Raw genomic sequence first — 20,865 nt, 5'->3', positions numbered from 1 at the left:
CCGCAGCCGGCCTGCCGCCGGTGTCGTTATGATTGTCGATGCGCTGGTCTCCCGGTTGTTTTTCATCGTGACGGTATAACGATTGCCTGGCAACGGGGCAAAATGTGCTGTCGCGACCAAGGGGTTCAATTATCAGCCGGCAAACGCATAGTTGTTTATTTTTCGTTGATGTCTGGGGCCGTATAGTCCGCCAGGAAATAAACGCGGCTGCCTGCAATACAGTTTATGCCTGACGTTACCTACCCTAAAGAAGTTGCCGCGCCAGGGACAGTAGTTTCGTCTTCCCGCGGGCGGATTTGTCGATAACCGCATGTTTTTTGTCTCACCGGAGGTGGATCACCTGTATGGACCCCGTACCCAACCCTGATTGTTATTCTCCCATCCGGTAAAGCCCCTGCGCTTTTTCGCGCCTGCCTTGCCGGATGATAAACGGCAGGCAGAAGCGACGCTCTTCTGCTGATGAACTTTTTGCCCTGCCCGGCGGTATTCGTCCGGATCGGCACGGAAGACAGCATCATGATTACACTTTACGCACGTCAACTTTTTACGCGGCTCTATCATCATTTGCCCCGCCGCCTGTTCCAGCGCGACCTGATGCTGGATGGGCTGAAAGCCGGCGCCAGCCGCACTGTGCCCGCCGCCCTGACCCGCGCTTGCCTGGAGTGCGCGCAGGCCACGCAAGCGGAACTCTACGCGCGTTTCGCCAGCGGCCCGCAGGGCCTGGACGCGGCCGGCGTTGCCATCGCGCACCGGCGGCATGGCCTGAACAGCGTGGCCGCCGAGCAGCCGCTGACCTGGCGGCGGCACTTATGGTCCTGCTATCGCAATCCCTTCAATATCCTGCTGACGGTGCTGGGCATCGTGTCCTACGGCACCGACGACATTATTGCCGCCGGGGTGATCGCCCTGATGGTGATGATTGCCACCCTGCTTAATTTTATCCAGGAGGCGCGCTCCAACAAGGCCGCCGACGCGCTCAAGGCCATGGTGAGCAATACCGCCACGGTACTGCGCGCCGACGGGCCGGGCGGCAGCGGCGTGTACCAGGAGATCGCCATGGCCAGCCTGGTGCCGGGGGATATCGTCAAACTGTCCGCCGGGGATATGATCCCGGCGGATTTACGCATCCTGCATGCCCGGGATCTGTTTATCGGCCAGGCGGCGCTGACCGGCGAAGCGCTGCCGGTGGAAAAAAAAGCCGGCGTCGCAGGGGAGGCCGGGCGCAATCCCCTGGAATGCGGCAACCTGTGTTTTATGGGCACCAATGTGGTAAGCGGCACGGCGCAGGCGTTGGTCATCGGTACCGGCGATAGCACCTGGTTCGGTCAGCTTGCCGGCCAGTCCACGGCGCAATGCGCGCCGCCAAACGCGTTCCAGCTGGGCATCAGCCGGGTCAGCTGGCTGCTGATCCGCTTTATGCTGGTCATGACGCCGGTGGTGTTGCTGGTGAACGGCTTTACCAAGGGCGACTGGTGGGAAGCGGCGCTGTTTTCGCTCTCGGTGGCCGTGGGCCTGACGCCCGAAATGCTGCCGATGATTGTCACTTCGTCCCTGGCGAAGGGGGCGGTGCAGCTCTCGCGCCAGAAGGTGATCGTCAAGCGGCTGGACGCCATCCAGAACTTCGGCGCGATGGATATCCTGTGCACCGATAAAACCGGCACGCTGACCCAGGATAAAATTGTGCTGGCCAGCCATACCGATGCGTTCGGCAAGCGCTGTGAGCGGGTGCTGCGAAACGCCTGGCTGAACAGCTACTACCAGACCGGCCTGAAAAACCTGCTGGATAAGGCGGTGCTGGAAAAGATGGCGCAGGAAGACGCCGGCCTGGCGCAGGCGCGGTGGCGCAAAATCGACGAAATCCCCTTTGATTTTGAGCGCCGCCGGATGTCGGTGATTGTCGGCGCCGACGACGGCCAGGCGCGGCTTATCTGTAAAGGCGCGCTGGAGGAGGTGCTGGGCGTTTGCAGCCGGGTGCGCCACGGCGACGATATCGTGCCGCTCGGCGCCGCGTCGCTTGCGCAAATCAGCGCCGTGGCCGGCGAGCTGTCGCTGCAAGGGCTGCGGGTGGTGGCGGTGGCCGGTAAACCCGTCGCCATGGAACGCGGCGACTTCAGCCGGCTGGATGAGGCGGACCTGATCCTCGAGGGTTATATCGCCTTTCTCGACCCGCCGAAAGAAAGCACCGCGCCGGCGCTGGAGGCGCTGGCCAGGCACGGCGTCACGGTGAAGATACTCACCGGCGATAACGAACGGGTGGCGGCCAAGGTCTGCCGGGACGTCGGCCTGGCGGTCGACCGGGTGCTGACCGGCGATGAGATCGAGGGCATGGACGACAGGCAGCTGGCGCTTATCGCCCGGGCGACCACGGTGTTCGCCAAACTGACGCCGCTGCAAAAAGCGCGCATTGTCGGCGCCCTGCGCCGGGAAGGGCACGTGGTGGGGTTTATGGGCGACGGCATTAACGACGCGCCGGCCCTGCGCGCGGCGGATATCGGCATCTCGGTGGACTCGGCGGTGGACATCGCCAAGGAGGCGGCGGATATCATCCTGCTGGAAAAAAGCCTGATGGTGCTGGAGGCGGGCGTAATCGAGGGCCGGCGCACCTTCGTTAATATGATGAAGTATATCCGCATGACCGCCAGCTCCAACTTCGGCAATGTCTTCAGCGTGCTGGTGGCCAGCGCCTTTTTACCGTTCCTGCCGATGCTGCCGCTGCATCTGCTGGTGCAGAACCTGATTTATGATATCTCGCAGATTGCCATCCCGTTCGATAAGGTGGACGAGGAGCAGCTACGGCGCCCGCAACGGTGGCGCAGCGGGGACCTGGGGCGTTTTATGGTGTTTTTCGGCCCCATCAGCTCCATCTTCGATATCCTGACCTTTTGCCTGATGTGGTGGGTATTCAAAGCCAACACGCCCGAGCAACAGACTCTGTTCCAGACCGGCTGGTTTGTGGTGGGCGTGCTGTCGCAAACCCTGGTGGTGCATATGCTGCGCACGCGTAAAATACCGTTTTTGCACAGTCGCCCGTCCTGGCAGCTTGGCATCACCACCCTGGCGGTCATCGCCGCCACCGTCGGCATGACCTTTACGCCGCTGGCCGGATTCCTGCACCTGCAGGCGCTGCCGGGCGGCTACTGGCCCTGGCTGGTGGCGATACTCGCCGGCTATATGGCGCTGGTCCAGTCCATGAAAGGCTGGTTCGTGCGCCGGTATGGCTGGCAATAAGTGCACGCCGGCGCCAAGCCTCGTCCCGCGCCGGCTAATTCTCCGCCAGCTTCAGCGGCGGCAGCTGCAGGAAGGTGTTCAGCAGTCCTTCGGCCCAGGCTTTGCGGATAGTGGCGAAGTAGGGGTGCTGCTCGGTAATGCGATACTGCTCGTCGCTGGCGAAGCTGTCGCGGCGATAGATCATCACATCCAGCGGCAGGCCCACCGACAGGTTGCTGCGCAGCGTCGAGTCGATGGAAATCAGCGCGCAGCACATGGCCTGTTCCAGGGGGGTGTCAAAGGACAATACCCGGTCGATAATCGGTTTGCCGTATTTGCTCTCGCCAATCTGAAAGTAGGGGGTATCTTCCGTGGCCTCGATAAAATTGCCCTCCGGGTAGATATGGAACAGCCGGGGCCCTTCGCCGGCGATTTGCCCGCCCAGCAGGATGCTGCAGCTGAAATCGGTGCTGGAACCGCTTTGCTGCGCGCTGCTGTCGCGGAAAATGACTTCCCGCACCGTTTCGCCAATCAGGCTGGCGGCGTCGAACAGCGTAGGCACGGTCAGCAGGTTCGGCCGTTCCATATCCCGGGTGCGCAGCCGCAGCAGGTTGATGATGCTCTGGGTGGTCGCCAGGTTGCCGGCGCTTTGCAGCACCAGCGTGCGCTCGCTGTCCTGATGCAGGACATGCAGCTTGCGGAAGGTCGAGATATGATCCACTCCGGCATTGGTACGGGAGTCGGAGGCAAACACCAGTCCGTCCGACAGGCGCATCGCCACGCAGTAGGTCATAGAAATATATCCTCGTTATGCAGGTTATTGTTGTTGGGCGCCGGCCTGGCTCTCCTTGCCTGGCGGGTGGCTTCCCTCGGTCTGCTCCACCGTCGCTTCTGAAAACATCTCCTCGTAGCCGCCGCCGATACGCGAGCCGCGCACCGGGCAGGCGTCGAGATAATCGAAGCCGACCGCCAGCTTCAGATGCTGGCTGGGGTTACAGGTATTATTGGTAATATCGAAACTTTGCCAGTGCTCGTTCAGCCACACTTCCACCCAGGCGTGCATCGCCACGTGTTTGGTGTCTTCGCTGTAAATATAGCCGCTGACGTAGCGCGCGGGGATATGCAGGCTGCGGCAACAGGCCAGGAATACATGGGAATGATCCTGACAGACTCCGTGCTGGGCGGCAAATACTTTAGCCGCCGAATCCTGCACCTGGGTGGCGCCGGGGGTATAGGGCATGCGTTCGCGCAGTTCCGCCATCAGTTCGCGCAGGCTTTCGTCCGCGGCGGCGGCGCGGTAATAACGCGCGGCGAAAGTGCGGATGGCCTCGTCCGCCCGCGTCAGCGGGCTGGGACGCAAGAAGACCAGCGGCGACAGCGGGCCGCATTCCTCCATGATTTCCTCGCTGTTATCGGCAATCTCCACCACGCCTTTGGCGCGGATGGCGATCACCTCATGCGGCCGGTCGAGGGTCAGCACATGCTGCAGGTTGCCGAAGCCGTCGATAACCTGCGTCGCCTGCTCCGGCAGGTTAAGCGACCATTCCATAATCCGTTGCCGGGCGGTGTTCTGCGGCGTCAGGCGCAGGTATTGCGTGCTGAATTTGACCTCGTGATCGTAGCGATAATGGGTCAGGTGATCGACGGCCAGTTTCATAACGCCTCCAGATACGTATGGTTAATGCTTTCCGCCAGCGCGTTGATCTTGCCCTGGAATTGCATCATATAAGCCTGCAACCCCAGCGCCAGCACTTCATCCAGCGTGCTGAAGCGCAGCTCCACGTTCAGGGTATGGGCCAGCCGCCGGGGCACATTGGCCCGCTGGCCGCCGATCCGCTCCAGCTGCTGCACCACGTCGCCCACGCAGGCGCGCAGGGAGCGCGGCATATCGTTGCGCAGCACCAGCAGCTCGGCCACCGTTTCGCGGCTGACGGGATGCTTATACAGGCTGTGGTAGGCCTCGCGGGCGCTGACCGCGCGCAGCAGGGTATCCAGGCGATAATATTCGCGCACCGGATCGGAGTCGGCATCCAGCTGCTGGTCCTTGACGCCCAGCAATTGCGCCGTGGCGTAGGCGCGCTCGATAAGCGTGCCGAGGCGGATAAAACACAGGGCGTCGTTGCGCAGCAGGGTGCCGAACATGGCGCCGCGAAACAGGTGCGCCCGTTCCTTGACCCAGTCAAAGAACGCGTCGGTGCCCACCTTGGCCACGCCCTTGCCGCGCATCAGCTTCATTTCGATCCAGGTGGCGTTAATGCTTTCCCACACCTCGGATGACAGGCTGCCGCGCACCGCATGGGCGTTGTTCCAGGCCACCTCGAAGCAACTGTAGATGCTGCTCGGATTGTGGGGATCCAGGGCGAAAAAGTTCAGCAGATTGGTCATGCTCAGGCGGGGATAATGCTCGGCAAACAGCTCGTGGGTGCCGGTCAGGTTAAGCGGCAGGGTTAAATCCTCGTTTTGCTGGCTGCGCAGCGGCATCAGCGACAGCTTATAGGTCACGTCCAATACCCGGGCAATGCTCTCGGCCCGCTCCAGGTATCGGGCCATCCAGTAGAGTTCGCTGGCGGTTCTGCTTAGCATGCGTCGTCCTCCATAATCCAGGTATCCTTGGTGCCGCCGCCCTGGGACGAGTTCACCACCAGCGAGCCGGCGTTCAGCGCCACCCGGGTCAGCCCGCCCGGCACCAGCCGCACCTCATCGCCGGTCAGGGCGAACGGCCGCAGGTCGATATGGCGCGGCGCCAGGCCTTCCTCGACAAAGGTCGGGCAGGTGGACAGCGCCAGCGTCTCCTGGGCGATATAGTTGCTGGGGTTGGCCAGCAGCCGCTGGCGGAATTCAGCCAGTTCGGCGCGCGAGGCTTTCGGCCCCACCAGCATGCCGTAGCCGCCGGCGCCGTGCACCTCTTTCACCACCAGCTTTTCCAGGTTGGCCAGCACGTAGGACAGGGCGCTGGGATCGCGGCACTGCCAGGTGGGGATATTGCCGAGGATGGGCTCTTCGGAAAGATAAAACCGGATCATCTCCGGCACATAGGGATAGATGGATTTATCATCCGCCACCCCGGTGCCCAGCGCGTTGGCCAGCACCACGCCGCCGGCGCGGTAGACCGACAGCAGCCCGGGCACGCCCAGCGTGGAGTCGGCGCGAAAGGCCAGCGGATCGATATAGGCGTCGTCGATACGGCGGTAGATCACATCCACCTTGCACGGTCCCTCGGTGGTGCGCATATAAACCGCGCCCTGTTTGACGAACAGATCGGCGGCCTCCACCAGCTCCACGCCCATCTGCTGCGCCAGGAAACTGTGCTCGAAGTAGGCGCTGTTAAAACGCCCCGGCGTCATCACCACCACCGTCGGGTCTTCCACCGCCGTGCTTTCGCGCAGGGTTTGCAGCAGGTCGAAAGGATAGCGCTCGATGGGGGCGATATGCTGGCTGGCGAACAGATCCGGATAAAGCCGCATCATCATTTTGCGGTTTTCCAGCATATAGGAAACGCCGGACGGCGTGCGCAGGTTATCTTCCAGCACATAATAGTGCCCGTCGCTGTTGCGCACCATATCGGTGCCGACGATATGCGCATAGGTATTATTATGCAGATCGATCCCCTGCATGCAGGGCTGGTATTGTTCGTTGGCCAGCACCTGTTCCGTCGGCACGATACCCGCCTTTAGGATATTTTGCCCGTGGTAGATATCATAAAGGAACGCGTTCAGGGCCTTGACCCGCTGGCGAATGCCGCGATCCATCCAGGCCCACTCCTTGGCCGGGATAATGCGCGGCACGCTGTCGAACGGGATCAAGCGCTCGGTGCCGCCCTCTTCTCCGTAGACGTTAAAGGTAATGCCAACCCGGTGAAACAACAGCTCGGCTTCTTCTTTTTTCTGCTGAATGGCCTGCCGGTCCGCCTGCTGCAGCCATTGCCAGTAAGCGCCGTAGTGGCCGCGATGTCCGCCGTCGGCCAACAGCATCTCATCAAAAAAGGGCGACCCGGAAAGATTTATTTTAATCATCTGTTTACCTTTGCTGGCCCATCAACGCTGATAAAACCCCGTTAGCAGCTCCATTGACAACCCATGCATAAAACGCGCCAGCCCGGGAACCGCGGCCACCGGAGAAAACCATGCCGCGGGGCGTCCGCCTGCATTATTTTAGTGCGCGCAACGCCGCCGCCGCCTTTTACTACCCAAAATGGTGCGTAAAATTAACCTGTTGCACGCGGACGCTTGCCTGCCATATACACTTGCTATATACCGTAATGACGTATAATTTGATGAATAAACAGGCTAAAGGAGAGGTTGGATGTCCACGAGTACAATCTTTATCAATAATCGCTCGCAGGCCGTGCGCATCCCGGCTGAGTTACGCTTTGCCGATGATGTGAAGGTGGTGAATGTCCGCGCGGTGGGGAATGAGCGGATTATCTCTCCCGCGCAGCACCGCTGGGATAGCTTTTTTTTGACCGACCCGGCGGTCTCGGAAGATTTTCCGGAGGAAAGACCCTCTCAACCGCAACCTGAGCGTGAGTCCTTTTAATGTATAAATATATGCTCGAGACGAATTTTGTCATCTACGTGATAAAACGGCGTCCGCTTGAGATGCTCGACCTGTTTAACGCCAATGCGGGGCGCATGGTGTTATCGTCCATTACGCTGGCCGAGCTGATGCACGCCGCGGAAAAAAGCGCGGATGCGGCGCGCAATTACCGGGCGGTGGAGAGTTTTGTTTCGCGCATGGAAGTCCTGGGGTATGGCGCGAAAGCGGCGCGGCATTATGGCGATATCCTGGCCCATCTGGAACAGACGGGCCTGCCGATAGGGGTAAACGAGGTGCATATCGCGGCCCATGCCCGCAGCGAGGGTTTGGTCGTCGTCACCAACAACCCGGCGGAATTCAGCCGGGTCGAGGGTTTGCTGATTGAAAACTGGATTAACTAAGGCGCCGCGCGCGCCTGTCATGGCCTAGCGCCGTACGGCGATGGCCTCGATTTCAATCTGCACGTCTTTCGGCAGGCGCGCCACTTCCACGCATGAACGGGCCGGGAAGGGCGCGTTATGTTCGGTGAAAAAAGCTTCGTAAGCGGCGTTGACGGTGCCGAAGTCGTTTAAATCCTTGACGAACACCGTGGTTTTAATAATATCCGCCACCTTCAGGCCGGCGGCTTCCACAATCGCCCGCACGTTGTCCAGCGATTGACGGGCCTGCGCCGCGATATCATCGGCCACCAGCCCGGTTTGCGGGTTAATGGGGATCTGGCCTGAGGTGAAAAGCATAGTGCCGAGATCGACCGCCTGAACGTAGGGTCCGATGGCGGCCGGTGCGTTTTCAGTACTGATAATACGGGACATGCTGGCTCCTGGGGTTGATAGGCGAATCAAAAAGCATTGCCGGCCATTATAAAGACTAAACCGGCGCGTGCCCAGCTCAGGCGTTCTGGATAACCGCCTGATGCTCGAACTCTTTTTCACAATATTTGCATTTCAGGTGCACCTGGTTGTCGCGGCTTTTGACCGTAAAACCCGAGGCCACCGGCTCGCTGCGGCTGATGCAGTTGCTGTTGGGGCAGGTCAGCACGCCGTCGATGCGATCCGGCAGCGTCAGGGTCAGCTTGCGCACCACTTCATAGTTATCGATACGATTCACGGTGGCGTGGGGGGCGTACATCGCCAGCTGGTTCGCCTGCTGTTCGGTAAGGAACACGTTCTCGATCTTGATCAGATCTTTTTTCCCCAACTGGTTCGACGGCAGGTTCAACCCGATGGTGATGCGCTGATCGGTGGCGGTCAGCTTAAACAGGGTCAGCAGCTTAAAACCCACCTGCGCCGGGATATGGTCGATCACCGTGCCGCGCTTGATTGCCTCGACCTGCAGTTTATTATCCTGAGTCATTCTCTTTCCCCTTAGCCTGCCAGTTGATCGTTTAACACCAGGGACAATAACGCCTGGCGCGCGAAAATGCCGTTGCCGGCCTGCTGGAAATAATACGCGTAGGGCGTGGCGTCCACCTCGTGGGCAATTTCATCCACCCTGGGCAGCGGATGCAGCACCTTGAGATTCGCGCGCGCCTTCAGCAGATCCACGGCGCGCAGCACAAACTGGGCCTTGACGTTGGCGTATTCCGACGGATCCAGCCGTTCTTTCTGCACCCGGGTCATATACAGGATATCCAACTGCGGCATCACTTCCTCGATGGTGGCATGCACGCTGTACCCGATGCCTTTATCCGCCAGCATATTCAGGATATAGGCGGGCATCGCCAGCGCTTCCGGCGCGATCAGGAAAAAGTGATTGCCGTCGAACTTGGCCAGCGCCTGGGCCAGGGAGTGGACGGTGCGGCCGTACTTCAGGTCGCCCACCAGGGCCACGTTAAGGTTATTCAGCCGTCCCTGGGTTTCCTGAATGGTAAACAGGTCAAGCAGGGTCTGGGTCGGGTGCTGGTTGGCGCCGTCGCCGGCGTTGAGGATGGGCACGCCGCCGGAAAATTCGGTGGCGAGCCGGGCGGCCCCTTCCTGCGGATGGCGCATGACGATGGCGTCGACGTAGGTGCTGATAACCGAAATAGTGTCCGCCAGGGTTTCGCCCTTTTTGCCCAGGGAGGTATTGCCGGCGTCGGAGAACCCGACCACCGAGGCGCCCAGGCGGTGGATGGCGGTTTCAAACGACAGCCTGGTACGGGTGGAGGCTTCAAAAAAACAGCTGGCCACCACTTTATGTTTCAACAGCTCCGGTTGCGGACGGGCTTTCAGGCCGGCTGCGGTGCGCAGTACCAGCTCCAGCTCCTCGCGGTTCAGGTCATTAATGGAAATGATGTGTTTTTGATAAAGGGGGTTAGCCATGTATGTCCTCCTTACGGGTGTCGTTGACGCCGGCCTTGCGCAAGTGTAGATCGCGGTCCGGGATAGCGCGCAAAAAAAAGCCCCTCAACGAGGGGCCTGATACGGATAGATAAAAACGGGCAACGGGAGCAGCAACGGCAGCTGGCCGCCTGCGGGCAGGCGGCGGCAGTCATAGGCAGCAAAAATCACGCAGCTGTTCATTGATCCTCCCGGCAAATTGCCCGGAATTATACGCGCGTGCCGGCACACTTCAAGGGCCAAGACGCCGATATTTATGAATAAGCAAACGATTGGCTTGCTAATCAAAATAAGTGTTAAATAACTCTCTTTTTTCGCGCGCAATCTGATTTATAATGAAACGATATTTCATTTTAAGGAAAAATTATGATCACCGGTAATATCCATCATCTCGATCTCGTGCCTTATCTGCCCGCCAAGCTGCGTGACGCCATCGACTATGTCAAACAACACATTACCAGCGAGACGCCGCTGGGTAAGCATGATATCGACGGCGACCGGGTATTTGTGCTGATCTCCAACGACAGCACCGATCTGCTGGAAAAGCGCCGCGCCGAGTTCCACGCTAAATATCTCGATATCCAGATCGTGCTGGACGGCGTGGAAGGCATGACCTTCAGCAACCTGCCGGCGGGCAAGACCGATACCGACTGGCTGGCGGATAAGGATATTGCCTTCCTGGCCGCGGGCGAGCAGGAAAAACAGTTTGTGATGCAGGCGGGCGACTTTGTGGTGTATTACCCCGGCGAAGTGCATAAACCGCTGTGCGCGGTCGGCGCGCCGGCCCATGTGCGCAAAGCGGTGGTGAAAATCGACACCGCCCTGGTTCGCTGAACAGATAGTACGCCGGCTTATTCCCGCGCGAGCGTTGCCACCATCACCGCTTTGATGGTGTGCAACCGGTTCTCCGCCTGATCGAATACCAGGCTGTGCGCCGATTCAAACACCTCGTCGGTCACTTCCATGCCGCCGGCCAGGCCATATTGTTCGGCCATTTGTTTGCCTACGCCGGTCTGGTCGTCATGGAACGCGGGCAGGCAGTGCAGAAATTTCACCTCTGGGTTGCCGGTCAGCCGGAGCATCGCCATATTGACCTGGTAGGGACGCAGCAGGGCGATACGCTCTCCCCACAGGGCTTTCTCCTCGCCCATGGAAACCCAAACGTCGGTGTAGATAAAATCCACCTCGCGCACGCCCGCCGCGATATCCTCGGTCAGGGTAATATTGCCGCCGCGCTGTTGCGCCAGTTCGCGGCAATGGGCCACCAGCCGCTTATCCGGCCAACAGGCGCTGGGGGCGACCAGGCGTAAATCCAGGCCGGTCAGCGCCGCCGCTTCCAGCATGCTGTTGCCCATATTGTTGCGGGCGTCCCCCACGTAGGCGAACGCCATCTGCGCGAAGGTTTTCTGCGGCAGGTGTTCCTGCATGGTCAGCAGATCGGCCAGTAACTGGGTAGGGTGGAACTCGGTGGTTAACCCGTTCCACACCGGCACGCCGGCATGGCGCGCCAGTGTCTCGACGATCTCCTGGCCATAGCCGCGGTATTGAATGCCGTCGTAAAGCCGGCCCAGGACCCGGGCGGTATCCTTAATGGATTCCTTATGTCCGATCTGGCTGCCGCTCGGGCCGAGATAGGTGACGCGCGCGCCCTGATCGAATGCGGCGACTTCGAAAGAGCAGCGGGTGCGGGTCGAGTCTTTTTCGAAGATGAGCGCGATATTTTTACCCGCCAGGCGCGGCGTTTCCCGCCCGGACTGTTTTTCCCGCTTCAGGCTGGCGGCCAGGGCCAGTAATTCATGGATCTCGGCGGGCGTGAAATCCAATAACTTCAGGAAATGACGGTGATAGAACTGGCTCATATGCGGCGTTCTCCGGTCTTAATCAATTGTAAATTGAATTTAAATTCACTTTATATGTATGAATATTCAATTTCAAGTGTTGATATCAATTCTTTCATGTTTAAGCTGGAGCCTTACCCCCGGCTGTGGGAAAATAGGTTCCTAACAGGCCGACCGACGCATTGAGGATTGAGGGCATGGCACATCAATTTCTGGAAGAGCAGCGTGACGAAACGCGTTTGATAATCGAAGAGCTGCTGGAAGATGGCAGCGATCCGGAAGCGCTTTACACCATCGAACACCATCTGTCCGCCGAGAATTTCGATACGCTGGAAAAAGCCGCGGTCGAAGCCTTCAAGCTGGGTTATGAAGTCACCGATGCCGAAGAGCTGGAAGTGGAAGACGGCTCCGTGCTGATGTGCTGCGACGCCGTCAGCGAAATCGCGCTGAACGCGGAACTTATCGACACCCAGGTCGAACAGCTGTTTACCCTGGCCGAGCGCCTGGGCGTCAACTATGACGGCTGGGGCACGTATTTTGAAGACGGCGAAGACGACGAAGACGACGAAGCGGATGAGGACGGCGAAGAGGGGATTGACGGCTCGGCCCCGCCGGCGCGCGGCCTTCTGGATCAGGACGACAACGGCACCCGCCACTAAGGCCATACGCGCCGTCAGATCAAAGGCTTAAGCATCGTGACTTCGCAATCCACATGTCCGGTGTGGCCCATCGGCCCGGCGATATGCCCAAACCCCAGCCGTTCATACAGCGCTATGGCCCGGGTCAGGGTGGCGGTGGTTTCCAGGTAACAGTGGGTAAACCCCTGCCCGCGGGCAAAGTCCAGCGCCTTAAGCGCCAGCTCATGGGCCAGGCCGCGCCCGCGCAGGACCGATAAAAAATACATCTTCTGCAGTTCACATATCCCCACATCCGCGCCGGCCAGCGGGGCAATGCCGCCGCCGCCGGCAATCCTGCCTTCAAACTCAATCACCCAGTACGCGCTGCGCGGCTGGCTGTAGAGCTGGTACAGATTATCCAGGTTCGGGTCGGAGACGGTATAGCCTTTATCCGCCGTCAGGCCGAACTCGGCCGATACCTGGCGAATGACGTCGGCAATGGCATGGTTATCTTCCGGCGTAATGGGGCGCACCAGAATATTGACTGAAGTAGCTGTGGACATCGTCATTACCCAAAAAAGAAAAAAGACACTAAGCGTTCTGGATTTATTGTTATGAGTAATAGCATCGCGCGGGCGGCGGATGCAAATAAATTAAACGGCGGTTAAACTTTTGTCGATTGCCGGCAAACCTCCACACGCGCTGAAAGCGGGTGTGCCGGGCCGGGAACCGAGCGAGCGCCCACGTCTTTGCACGACGGCGCGGACGTTGGCACGCGCTTATGGCTCACCTCCGTGTGAGCCATAAGCGCGCGTCTATGTCGCCAGGGACGATTTACGCTCGCCCTCATGCCCGCGGGCATGGCCTGACCGGCAAACGCCCGCGGGTGACGCTTTCGTTGTCAGCTATAAATTGGCGATGGTCGCCTGCTGCTCCAGCAGCTTGGCCTTGGCGTCGGCATAACCCGCCAGTTTTTCCCGCTCTTTCGCCACCACCGCTTCCGGCGCGCGGGCGACAAAACCTTCGTTGGACAGCTTGCTCTCGATGCGCCCGATCTCGGTATCGATTTTCAGCACTTCGTTGGCCAGCCGGTCCAGCTCCAGGGCTTTGTCGATAATGCCCGCCATCGGGATCAGCAGTTCGCCTTCCTCCACCAGCTTGACGATGGAGACCGGGCCTTTCTCGCCGTCCGCCAGGATATCCAGGCTCTGCAGCCGCGCCAGCGTCTGGATAAAGCTCTTGTTATCCGCAATCCGCCGGCGGGTCAGCGCCGTGGCGCCGCGCACCAGGACATCCAGCGGTTTGCCGGGGGCGATATTCATCTCGCTGCGAATGGTGCGCACGGCGATAACCAGCTGTTTAATCCATTCCACGTCCGCCAGCGCCTGCGTATCGTCAAGCGTGGCGTCAAACTGCGGGAAGGCTTGCAGCATCAGCGTATCGTCGGTAATGCCCTTGAGCACTTTCACCCGCTGCCAGATGGTTTCGGTAATAAACGGCACTATGGGATGCGCCAGGCGCAGCAGGCCTTCCAGCACCTCCACCAGGGTATGGCGGGTGCCGCGCAATTCGGCCTCGGCGCCGCCGGTCATGACCGGTTTGGTCAGCTCAAGATACCAGTCGCAGAACTGGTTCCAGGTAAAGTCATAGAGGATATTGGCCGCCATATCGAAGCGGTAGCCGTCAAGCGCGTCGCGATAGGCTTTTACCGTACGGTTGAATTCCGCCAGGATCCAGCGGTCCGCCAGCGACAGGCTCATCTCGCCGCCATGCTGGCCGCAATCCTGGTCCTCGGTGTTCATCAGCACAAAGCGGCTGGCGTTCCACAGCTTATTACAAAAGTTGCGATAGCCTTCCAGGCGCTTCATATCCCAGTTGATATCGCGCCCGGTGGACGCCAGCGCCGCCAGGGTAAAGCGCAGCGCGTCTGTGCCGTGCGGCTCGATGCCGTTGGGGAACTGCTTTTCGGTGCGCTTGCGGATTTTGTCCGCCAGCTGCGGCTGCATCATATTGCCGGTGCGCTTTTCGATAAGCGCCGGCAGCGAGATGCCGTCCACCATGTCCAGCGGGTCGATAACGTTGCCTTTGGATTTCGACATCTTCTGGCCTTCGTCGTCGCGGATAAGGCCGGTCATATACACGGTCTTGAACGGCACCTGCGCACGCCCCTGTTCATCCTTGACGAAATGCATGGTCAGCATGATCATGCGGGCGATCCAGAAGAAGATAATATCAAACCCGCTCACCAGCACGCTGGTGGGGTGGAAGGTCTTCAGCGCCTCGGTCGGCTCCGGCCAGCCCAGGGTGGAGAAGGTCCATAGGCCGGAGGAGAACCAGGTATCCAGCACGTCCTCGTCCTGGCGCAGCGCCACCGAGGCGTCAAGGCCGTTTTCGCGGCGCACCTCGGCCTCGTCGCGTCCGACATAGACCTTGCCGGCGGCGTCGTACCAGGCCGGGATGCGATGTCCCCACCACAGCTGGCGGGAAATACACCAGTCCTGAATATCGCGCATCCAGCTGAAATACATATTTTCATACTGCTTCGGCACGAACCGGATAGCGTCGTTTTCCACCGCCTCGATGGCCACCTTGGCCAGCGGCGCGGTACGCACATACCACTGATCGGTCAGCATGGGTTCAATCACCACGCCGCCGCGATCGCCGTAAGGCACGGTCAGGGCATGGGGTTTGATTTCATCAAGCAGGCCCAGGGCGTCGAAGGCGGCGACCACCGCCTTGCGGGCGGCAAAACGCTCAAGGGAGCGGAATTCGGCCGGGATCTCGCCGCTCCAGGCGTCGCTGGCCTCGCCCAGGGTGTCGAACACTTCCGCCTGTTCGCGGATATCGCCGTCCAGGGTCAGGATATTGATCATCGGCAGGCCGTGGCGCTTGCCGACCTCATAGTCGTTAAAGTCATGGGCCGGGGTGATCTTCACGCAGCCGGTGCCCTTGGTCATATCGGCATGCTCGTCGCCGAGGATGGGGATGCGGCGGCCGACCAGCGGCAACAGGACGAATTTGCCGATCAGGTCTTTATAGCGCGGGTCCGCGGGGTTCACCGCCACGCCGGTATCGCCCAGCATGGTTTCCGGACGGGTGGTGGCCACCACCAGGTAGTCCCGGCCGTCCGCGGTCCTGGCGCCGTCGGCCAGCGGGTAGCGCAGGTGCCACATGGATCCCTGTGATTCGCGGTTTTCCACCTCCAGATCGGAAATGGCGGTGCGCAGCTTGGGATCCCAGTTCACCAGGCGTTTGCCGCGGTAAATCAAATCCTGCTTGAACAGCTGGACGAACACTTCCTTCACCGCCTCGGACAGCCCGGCGTCCATGGTAAAGCGCTCGCGCTCCCAATCCACCGAGGCGCCCAGGCGGCGCATCTGGCGGGTAATGGTGCCGCCGGATTCCGCCTTCCACTGCCAGATTTTTTCGATAAAGGCGTCGCGGCCGTAATCGTGGCGGGTCTTGCCCTCTTCGGCGGCGATTTTACGCTCCACCACCATCTGCGTGGCGATGCCCGCGTGATCGGTCCCCACCTGCCACAGGGTGTTTTTACCCTGCATGCGCTGGTAACGCACGATAATGTCCATAATGGTCTGCTGAAAGGCATGACCCATATGCAGGCTGCCGGTCACGTTCGGCGGCGGGATCATGATGCAGAAGCTTTCTTTGCTGGTATCGTTATGCGGCTTGAAATAGCCCTGTTTTTCCCAGTGCTCGTACAGCGGCTGCTCGATATCGTGCGGGTTATATGTCTTTTCCATTATGCGTCGTATTTCACTGCGTTGGCGGCGTGGCCGTGGTCAATTGGAAGCCGACGCTGCGATAGGCTTTATACCGGTCGCGCGCCAACTGTTTTAATGCGTCTTCGTCCGGGACGAAGTCTATCACTTCATGGAAAGCGGAGGCAAAATCCGCGCACTGCGGCAGCAGGCTTATCAGCAGCTCGCGCGGCGCATTGCCGCGGCGCTTGGGCCAGCACAGCTCCACCGGCGCGCCATAGCGCGGCCCCTCGCCCGCCAGGTTATGGGGAACAAAGGCGGCCGGGTCCCGCTGCCATAGGGCTTCGTCCAGCCTCAGTGCCTGCTCCTCGTCGTCACAGGCTATCAGCACCCTTTTACCGGCGCGCCAGTGGAGCGCCGCCAGATCGCAGGCCAGCCGCTCCATGGGGCTAAGCCCTTCCTGGAGATCCTGCCGGTCGAGAAGATAAAAGGTTGCGTTTTTCATGTACCGTTTTAGTCAAGCCTGAGGGGGAGAACGGAAAAATAACGGGCGGCCTGGGCCGCCCGGACAAGTTTACCTTTTTTAGGCCTACTCGTCACCGTTGAGACCGGAGCGATTGAGCAGAAACTGCGCCAGCATGGAGACCGGACGCCCGGTGGCGCCCTTGGCCTTGCCAGAACGCCAGGCGGTGCCTGCGATATCCAGATGCGCCCAGCTGTATTTGCGGGCGAAACGGGACAGGAAGCAGCCGGCGGTAATGGCGCCGCCCGGCCGCCCGCCGATATTGGCCATATCGGCGAAATTGGACTCCAGCTGCTCCTGGAACTCATCTCCCAGCGGCAGGCGCCAGGCGCGGTCGCCCGACTGCTCGGCGGCGGCGATAAGCTCGTGGGCCAGCGGATTATGGTTGGACATCAGCCCGGTCAAGTGATGGCCCAGGGCGATAACGCAGGCGCCGGTCAGGGTGGCGACGTCAATCACCAGTTCGGGGTCGAAACGCTCGACATAGGTCAGCGCGTCGCACAGCACCAGCCGCCCCTCGGCGTCGGTGTTCAGCACTTCCACCGTCTGGCCGGACAGGGTGGTCAACACATCGCCGGGACGGAAGGATCGCCCGTCGACCATATTTTCGCATCCCGCCAGCACGCCCACCAGGTTCAGCGGCAGGCTCAGCTCCAGCGCCATGCGCATCACGCCGTACACGGTGGCGGCGCCGCACATATCGTATTTCATCTCGTCCATGCTGTCGGCGGGCTTGATGGAGATGCCGCCGGCATCAAAGGTCAAGCCTTTGCCCACCAGCACGATCGGACGCGCTTCCGGATCCGGATTGCCCTTATATTCGATAACCGACATCAGGGATTCGTTTTGCGAGCCCTGGCCGACCGCCAGATAGGCGTTCATGCCCAGCTCTTTCATCTGCTGCTCGCCGATAACGCGGGTGGTGGTGGTCTTGCCGTACTTATCCGCCAGCTGGCGCGCCTGGGATGCCAGGTAGGCCGGATTGCAGATATTGGGCGGCATATTGCCCAGGTCCTTCGCGGCCTTGATGCCGGAGGCGATGGCCAGTCCATGCTGGATGGCGCGCTCGCCGCCGGTAAGCTCGCGGCGGGTGGGCACGTTAAACACCATCTTACGCAGCGGCCGGCGCGGTTCGGCCTTATTGCTTTTCAGCTGGTCGAAGGTATAAAGCGACTCTTTGGAGGTTTCCACCGCCTGGCGCACTTTCCAGTAGGTGTTACGCCCCTTGACATGCAGTTCGGTCAAAAAGCAGACGGCTTCCATTGATCCGGTGTCATTCAGCGTATTAATGGTTTTCTGGATCACCTGCTTGTACTGGCGCTCATCCAGCTCGCGTTCCTTGCCGCATCCGATAAGCAGGATACGCTCGGAAAGCACATTGGGAACATGGTGCAGCAGCAATGTCTGGCCCACCTTCCCTTCCAGTTCGCCGCGGCGCAGTAAGGCACTGATATAACCATCGCTGATTTTGTCGAGCTGTTCGGCAATCGGCGACAGACGGCGCGGTTCGAAGACGCCGACGACAATACAGGCACTGCGTTGTTTTTCCGGGCTACCGCTTTTTACACTGAACTCCATGCACTCTCCTGAATCTTAAAGACAAAGACGGCCAACCGGGATAAAATATTTCATTCCCTATCGTATCCCCCGCCTTTGCATTAACTCTTATGTGTTAATCTGAACGACGCAAAGGACGTTATTCCGGCAATAATCAGTGCGTTCTCATAGCACAGCCGAACGCTTAATGTTGTTATACTCTATCTGGCGATAAAGGTGACTAATTGATACGCATTAATAGTGCATTAGCGAAGAAATTATCGATTTTCCTGCAAAAAGACAAGTTTTCACAGGCGAAATAAGCGTGATCATCATTAGATATCTGGTTCGGGAAACCTTTAAAAGCCAGCTGGCCATCCTGTTTATCCTGCTGCTGATTTTTTTCTGTCAGAAGCTGGTGCGGGTCCTGGGCGCGGCGGTAGACGGCGATATCCCGACAAACCTGGTGTTATCCCTGCTCGGTTTAGGCGTGCCGGAAATGGCGCAGTTGATTCTTCCCCTTAGCCTGTTCCTTGGGTTACTGATGACCCTGAGCCGGTTGTATGCCGAAAGCGAAATAACCGTCATGCACGCATGCGGGCTGGGCAAGAGCGTACTGATCAAGGCGGCGCTGCTGTTAAGCGTGCTGACGGCGTTATTCGCGGCCGCCAATGTCATCTGGCTGTCGCCCTGGTCGTCCCGGCACCAGGACGAGGTGCTGGCGGAGGCCAAGGCCAACCCCAGCATGGCGGCCATGGTGGGCGGGCAGTTCCAGGCGGCGCAAAACGGCAACTCCGTCCTCTTTGTCGGCAACGTCAAAGGGCAGGAATTCCAGAACGTCTTCCTCGCGCAGCTGCGCCCGCATGGTAACTCGCGCCCCTCGGTGGTGGTGGCGGACCAGGGCCATATGACCCAGCGTCCCGACGGCTCGCAGGTGGTTAACCTCAATAAAGGCACCCGCTACGAGGGCACCGCGCTGCTGCGTGATTTTCGCATTACCGATTTTACCCAGTACCAGGCGGTCATCGGCCACCAGGCGGTATCGGTGAACAACAACGACGCCGAGCAGATGACCCTGCAGGCCCTGTGGCAATCCAGCCAGCCGGAAGCGCGCGCGGAGCTGCAGTGGCGCCTTACCCTTATCATATCGGTGTTTATCATGGCTATCATGGTGGTGCCGCTCAGCGCGGTCAACCCGCGCCAGGGCAGGGTATTAAGCATGCTGCCCGCAATGCTGCTGTACCTGGTGTTCTTTTTGCTGCAAAGCTCGCTGCGCTCCAACGGCGCCAAGGGCAAGCTTGATCCGGTGATATGGATGTGGCTGGTCAACCTGGCCTACCTGGGCATCGCCCTGCTGCTTAACCTGTGGGACAGCGTACCGTTCAGACGGGCGCGCGAACGTTTACATATCAGAGGAGCGGCCTGATGTTTGGAGTACTGGACCGCTATATCGGTAAAACCATCTTCAACACCATCATGATGACCCTGTTCATGCTGGTGTCGTTGTCGGGCATCATCAAATTCGTCGATCAGCTGCGCAAGGTGGGGCAGGGCGATTACTCCGCGGCGGGCGCCGGGCTCTATACCCTGCTGAGCGTGCCGAAGGATATTGAAATCTTTTTCCCGATGGCGGCGCTGCTCGGCGCGCTGATGGGGCTCGGCACTTTGGCCAGCCGCAGCGAGCTGGTGGTGATGCAAGCCTCCGGTTTCACCCGCATGCAAATCGCCGCGGCGGTAATGAAAACCGCCATCCCGCTGGTGCTGCTGACCATGGCCATCGGCGAATGGGTCGCCCCCCAGGGCGAGCAGATGGCGCGTAATTTCCGCTCGCAGTCGTTATACGGCGGCTCCATGCTGTCGGTGCAAAACGGTCTCTGGGCCAAGGACGGCAGCGATTTTATCTACATCGAACGGGTGGTCAGCGACAACCAGCTGTCGGGGGTGAATATCTATCACTTCAACCACGAGAACCGCCTGCAGACGCTGCGCTACGCCGCCAGCGCCACCTTTACCGACGGCACCTGGCGCCTGGCGCAGGTGGATGAATCCGACCTGACCGACAGCCAGCAGATCACCGGCCGGCAAACGCTCAGCGGGGAATGGAAAACCAACCTCACCCCCGATAAGCTGGGCGTGGTGGCGCTCGACCCGGAATCACTGTCTATTTCCGGGCTATACGACTATGTCAAATATCTCAAGCAGAGCGGGCAGGAAGCCAGCCGCTACCAGCTGAATATGTGGAGCAAGATCTTCTCGCCCTTCTCGGTGGCGGTGATGATGCTGATGGCCCTGTCGTTTATTTTCGGCCCGCTGCGCAGCGTGGCGATGGGCGTGCGGATGATCACCGGTATCAGCTTCGGCTTCTTGTTCTACGTGTTGGATCAGATCTTCGGACCGCTCAGCCTGGTGTACAATATGCCGCCGCTGTTCGGCGCGCTGCTCCCCAGCATGGCCTTCCTGGTGATAAGCGTGGCGTTGCTCTTGAAGAAACGGTAAAGATATCCCGACGCGCTAACAGGCAAAACCTGTTAGCGCCGGGTTGGATTGGCGCAGGCCCATTGCATCGACCTT

Annotated in this window: 19 protein-coding genes; 7 read left to right on the top strand and 12 right to left on the bottom strand. The window is 59.8% G+C overall.

Annotated elements, in window-relative coordinates; all coding sequences use genetic code 11:
* Nucleotides 1–516: 516 nt before the first annotated feature.
* The gene (gene mgtA / locus ACL2XM_RS19895; RefSeq protein ID WP_413731489.1) at nt 517–3,228 is read left to right on the top strand and encodes a magnesium-translocating P-type ATPase; all 2,712 of its coding nucleotides are present in this window, start codon (nt 517–519) and stop codon (nt 3,226–3,228) included.
* 34 nt (nt 3,229–3,262) lie between these two features.
* Here the strand turns inward: mgtA and ACL2XM_RS19890 are convergent, their stop codons facing one another.
* From ACL2XM_RS19890 to ACL2XM_RS19875, 4 genes are read right to left on the bottom strand one after another with little or no spacing between them, the layout of a single operon-like run.
* Nucleotides 3,263–4,000, bottom strand: a complete 738-nt coding sequence (locus ACL2XM_RS19890; protein WP_410012545.1) for a peptidase — start codon at nt 3,998–4,000, stop codon at nt 3,263–3,265.
* A 24-nt stretch (nt 4,001–4,024) separates the two neighbouring features.
* Nucleotides 4,025–4,864, bottom strand: a complete 840-nt coding sequence (locus ACL2XM_RS19885) for a transglutaminase family protein (RefSeq protein WP_413731488.1) — start codon at nt 4,862–4,864, stop codon at nt 4,025–4,027.
* On the bottom strand, nt 4,861–5,790 hold the full coding sequence (locus ACL2XM_RS19880; RefSeq protein WP_410012543.1) for an alpha-E domain-containing protein: 930 nt from the start codon (nt 5,788–5,790) through the stop codon (nt 4,861–4,863). Before ACL2XM_RS19880 ends, ACL2XM_RS19885 begins: the two co-directional genes overlap by 4 nt.
* Nucleotides 5,784–7,220, bottom strand: coding sequence for a circularly permuted type 2 ATP-grasp protein (locus ACL2XM_RS19875; protein ID WP_410012542.1), 1,437 nt, complete (start codon nt 7,218–7,220; stop codon nt 5,784–5,786). The genes ACL2XM_RS19880 and ACL2XM_RS19875 overlap by 7 nt, the downstream gene beginning before the upstream one ends.
* Before the next feature lie 289 nt (nt 7,221–7,509).
* On the opposite strand from ACL2XM_RS19875, the gene vapB reads away from it, so the two are divergent.
* Both vapB and vapC read left to right on the top strand, forming a co-directional pair.
* Nucleotides 7,510–7,743 carry a type II toxin-antitoxin system VapB family antitoxin gene (vapB, locus tag ACL2XM_RS19870; protein WP_410012541.1) on the top strand — a complete coding sequence of 78 codons (234 nt, stop codon included), beginning with the start codon at nt 7,510–7,512 and terminating at the stop codon, nt 7,741–7,743.
* Nucleotides 7,743–8,144 carry a tRNA(fMet)-specific endonuclease VapC gene (vapC, locus tag ACL2XM_RS19865; protein WP_410012540.1) on the top strand — a complete coding sequence of 134 codons (402 nt, stop codon included), beginning with the start codon at nt 7,743–7,745 and terminating at the stop codon, nt 8,142–8,144. Before vapB ends, vapC begins: the two co-directional genes overlap by 1 nt.
* Before the next feature lie 24 nt (nt 8,145–8,168).
* Here vapC and ridA read toward each other — a convergent pair whose 3' ends face one another.
* The 3 genes from ridA to pyrB all read right to left on the bottom strand — a co-directional run bounded on the left by ridA (nt 8,169) and on the right by pyrB (nt 10,043).
* Nucleotides 8,169–8,555, bottom strand: coding sequence for a 2-iminobutanoate/2-iminopropanoate deaminase (gene ridA / locus ACL2XM_RS19860; protein WP_410012539.1), 387 nt, complete (start codon nt 8,553–8,555; stop codon nt 8,169–8,171).
* 76 nt (nt 8,556–8,631) lie between these two features.
* The gene (pyrI, locus tag ACL2XM_RS19855) at nt 8,632–9,096 is read right to left on the bottom strand and encodes an aspartate carbamoyltransferase regulatory subunit (protein ID WP_413721888.1); all 465 of its coding nucleotides are present in this window, start codon (nt 9,094–9,096) and stop codon (nt 8,632–8,634) included.
* Nucleotides 9,097–9,107: 11 nt separating this feature from the next.
* Nucleotides 9,108–10,043, bottom strand: a complete 936-nt coding sequence (gene pyrB / locus ACL2XM_RS19850) for an aspartate carbamoyltransferase (protein WP_410012537.1) — start codon at nt 10,041–10,043, stop codon at nt 9,108–9,110.
* A 384-nt stretch (nt 10,044–10,427) separates the two neighbouring features.
* Between pyrB and ACL2XM_RS19845 the strand changes: the two genes are divergently transcribed.
* Complete coding sequence (locus ACL2XM_RS19845; RefSeq protein ID WP_410012536.1) at nt 10,428–10,895, top strand: YhcH/YjgK/YiaL family protein; 468 nt, start codon at nt 10,428–10,430, stop codon at nt 10,893–10,895.
* Between the two features lie 17 nt (nt 10,896–10,912).
* On the opposite strand, the gene argF is transcribed toward ACL2XM_RS19845, so the two are convergent.
* Nucleotides 10,913–11,920: an ornithine carbamoyltransferase gene (gene argF / locus ACL2XM_RS19840; protein WP_410012535.1), complete on the bottom strand. Its 1,008-nt coding sequence runs from the start codon at nt 11,918–11,920 to the stop codon at nt 10,913–10,915.
* 176 nt (nt 11,921–12,096) lie between these two features.
* Between argF and rraB the strand changes: the two genes are divergently transcribed.
* The gene (gene rraB / locus ACL2XM_RS19835; RefSeq protein ID WP_410012534.1) at nt 12,097–12,558 is read left to right on the top strand and encodes a ribonuclease E inhibitor RraB; all 462 of its coding nucleotides are present in this window, start codon (nt 12,097–12,099) and stop codon (nt 12,556–12,558) included.
* 14 nt (nt 12,559–12,572) lie between these two features.
* Here rraB and ACL2XM_RS19830 read toward each other — a convergent pair whose 3' ends face one another.
* From ACL2XM_RS19830 to pepA, 4 genes are all read right to left on the bottom strand, one after another.
* Nucleotides 12,573–13,079 (bottom strand): GNAT family N-acetyltransferase, encoded by a 507-nt coding sequence (locus ACL2XM_RS19830; RefSeq protein WP_410012533.1) that lies wholly within the window; start codon nt 13,077–13,079, stop codon nt 12,573–12,575.
* Nucleotides 13,080–13,421: 342 nt separating this feature from the next.
* Nucleotides 13,422–16,277, bottom strand: a complete 2,856-nt coding sequence (locus ACL2XM_RS19825; protein ID WP_410012532.1) for a valine--tRNA ligase — start codon at nt 16,275–16,277, stop codon at nt 13,422–13,424.
* Between the two features lie 13 nt (nt 16,278–16,290).
* Nucleotides 16,291–16,740, bottom strand: coding sequence for a DNA polymerase III subunit chi (locus ACL2XM_RS19820; protein ID WP_410012531.1), 450 nt, complete (start codon nt 16,738–16,740; stop codon nt 16,291–16,293).
* A gap of 84 nt (nt 16,741–16,824) precedes the next feature.
* Complete coding sequence (gene pepA, locus ACL2XM_RS19815; RefSeq protein ID WP_331122916.1) at nt 16,825–18,336, bottom strand: leucyl aminopeptidase; 1,512 nt, start codon at nt 18,334–18,336, stop codon at nt 16,825–16,827.
* 283 nt (nt 18,337–18,619) lie between these two features.
* Between pepA and lptF the strand changes: the two genes are divergently transcribed.
* Nucleotides 18,620–19,720 carry an LPS export ABC transporter permease LptF gene (lptF, locus tag ACL2XM_RS19810; protein ID WP_410012530.1) on the top strand — a complete coding sequence of 367 codons (1,101 nt, stop codon included), beginning with the start codon at nt 18,620–18,622 and terminating at the stop codon, nt 19,718–19,720.
* The gene (lptG, locus tag ACL2XM_RS19805) at nt 19,720–20,790 is read left to right on the top strand and encodes an LPS export ABC transporter permease LptG (protein WP_410012529.1); all 1,071 of its coding nucleotides are present in this window, start codon (nt 19,720–19,722) and stop codon (nt 20,788–20,790) included. The genes lptF and lptG overlap by 1 nt, the downstream gene beginning before the upstream one ends.
* The last annotated feature ends 75 nt before the right edge of the window (nt 20,791–20,865 follow it).

This window comes from Sodalis sp. RH20, assembly GCF_047324205.1.
Lineage (GTDB): Bacteria > Pseudomonadota > Gammaproteobacteria > Enterobacterales > Enterobacteriaceae > Acerihabitans.
This window is presented reverse-complemented; position numbering and strand designations above follow the sequence as displayed.

Bases quoted from the DNA above. Each gene is read 5' to 3' on its own strand.
- mgtA (WP_413731489.1), top strand. From the start codon at position 517: ATGATTACACTTTACGCACGTCAACTTTTTACGCGGCTCTATCATCAT.
- ACL2XM_RS19890 (WP_410012545.1), bottom strand. From the start codon at position 4,000: ATGACCTACTGCGTGGCGATGCGCCTGTCGGACGGACTGGTGTTTGCC.
- ACL2XM_RS19885 (WP_413731488.1), bottom strand. From the start codon at position 4,864: ATGAAACTGGCCGTCGATCACCTGACCCATTATCGCTACGATCACGAG.
- ACL2XM_RS19880 (WP_410012543.1), bottom strand. From the start codon at position 5,790: ATGCTAAGCAGAACCGCCAGCGAACTCTACTGGATGGCCCGATACCTG.
- ACL2XM_RS19875 (WP_410012542.1), bottom strand. From the start codon at position 7,220: ATGATTAAAATAAATCTTTCCGGGTCGCCCTTTTTTGATGAGATGCTG.
- vapB (WP_410012541.1), top strand. From the start codon at position 7,510: ATGTCCACGAGTACAATCTTTATCAATAATCGCTCGCAGGCCGTGCGC.
- vapC (WP_410012540.1), top strand. From the start codon at position 7,743: ATGTATAAATATATGCTCGAGACGAATTTTGTCATCTACGTGATAAAA.
- ridA (WP_410012539.1), bottom strand. From the start codon at position 8,555: ATGTCCCGTATTATCAGTACTGAAAACGCACCGGCCGCCATCGGACCC.
- pyrI (WP_413721888.1), bottom strand. From the start codon at position 9,096: ATGACTCAGGATAATAAACTGCAGGTCGAGGCAATCAAGCGCGGCACG.
- pyrB (WP_410012537.1), bottom strand. From the start codon at position 10,043: ATGGCTAACCCCCTTTATCAAAAACACATCATTTCCATTAATGACCTG.
- ACL2XM_RS19845 (WP_410012536.1), top strand. From the start codon at position 10,428: ATGATCACCGGTAATATCCATCATCTCGATCTCGTGCCTTATCTGCCC.
- argF (WP_410012535.1), bottom strand. From the start codon at position 11,920: ATGAGCCAGTTCTATCACCGTCATTTCCTGAAGTTATTGGATTTCACG.
- rraB (WP_410012534.1), top strand. From the start codon at position 12,097: ATGGCACATCAATTTCTGGAAGAGCAGCGTGACGAAACGCGTTTGATA.
- ACL2XM_RS19830 (WP_410012533.1), bottom strand. From the start codon at position 13,079: ATGTCCACAGCTACTTCAGTCAATATTCTGGTGCGCCCCATTACGCCG.
- ACL2XM_RS19825 (WP_410012532.1), bottom strand. From the start codon at position 16,277: ATGGAAAAGACATATAACCCGCACGATATCGAGCAGCCGCTGTACGAG.
- ACL2XM_RS19820 (WP_410012531.1), bottom strand. From the start codon at position 16,740: ATGAAAAACGCAACCTTTTATCTTCTCGACCGGCAGGATCTCCAGGAA.
- pepA (WP_331122916.1), bottom strand. From the start codon at position 18,336: ATGGAGTTCAGTGTAAAAAGCGGTAGCCCGGAAAAACAACGCAGTGCC.
- lptG (WP_410012529.1), top strand. From the start codon at position 19,720: ATGTTTGGAGTACTGGACCGCTATATCGGTAAAACCATCTTCAACACC.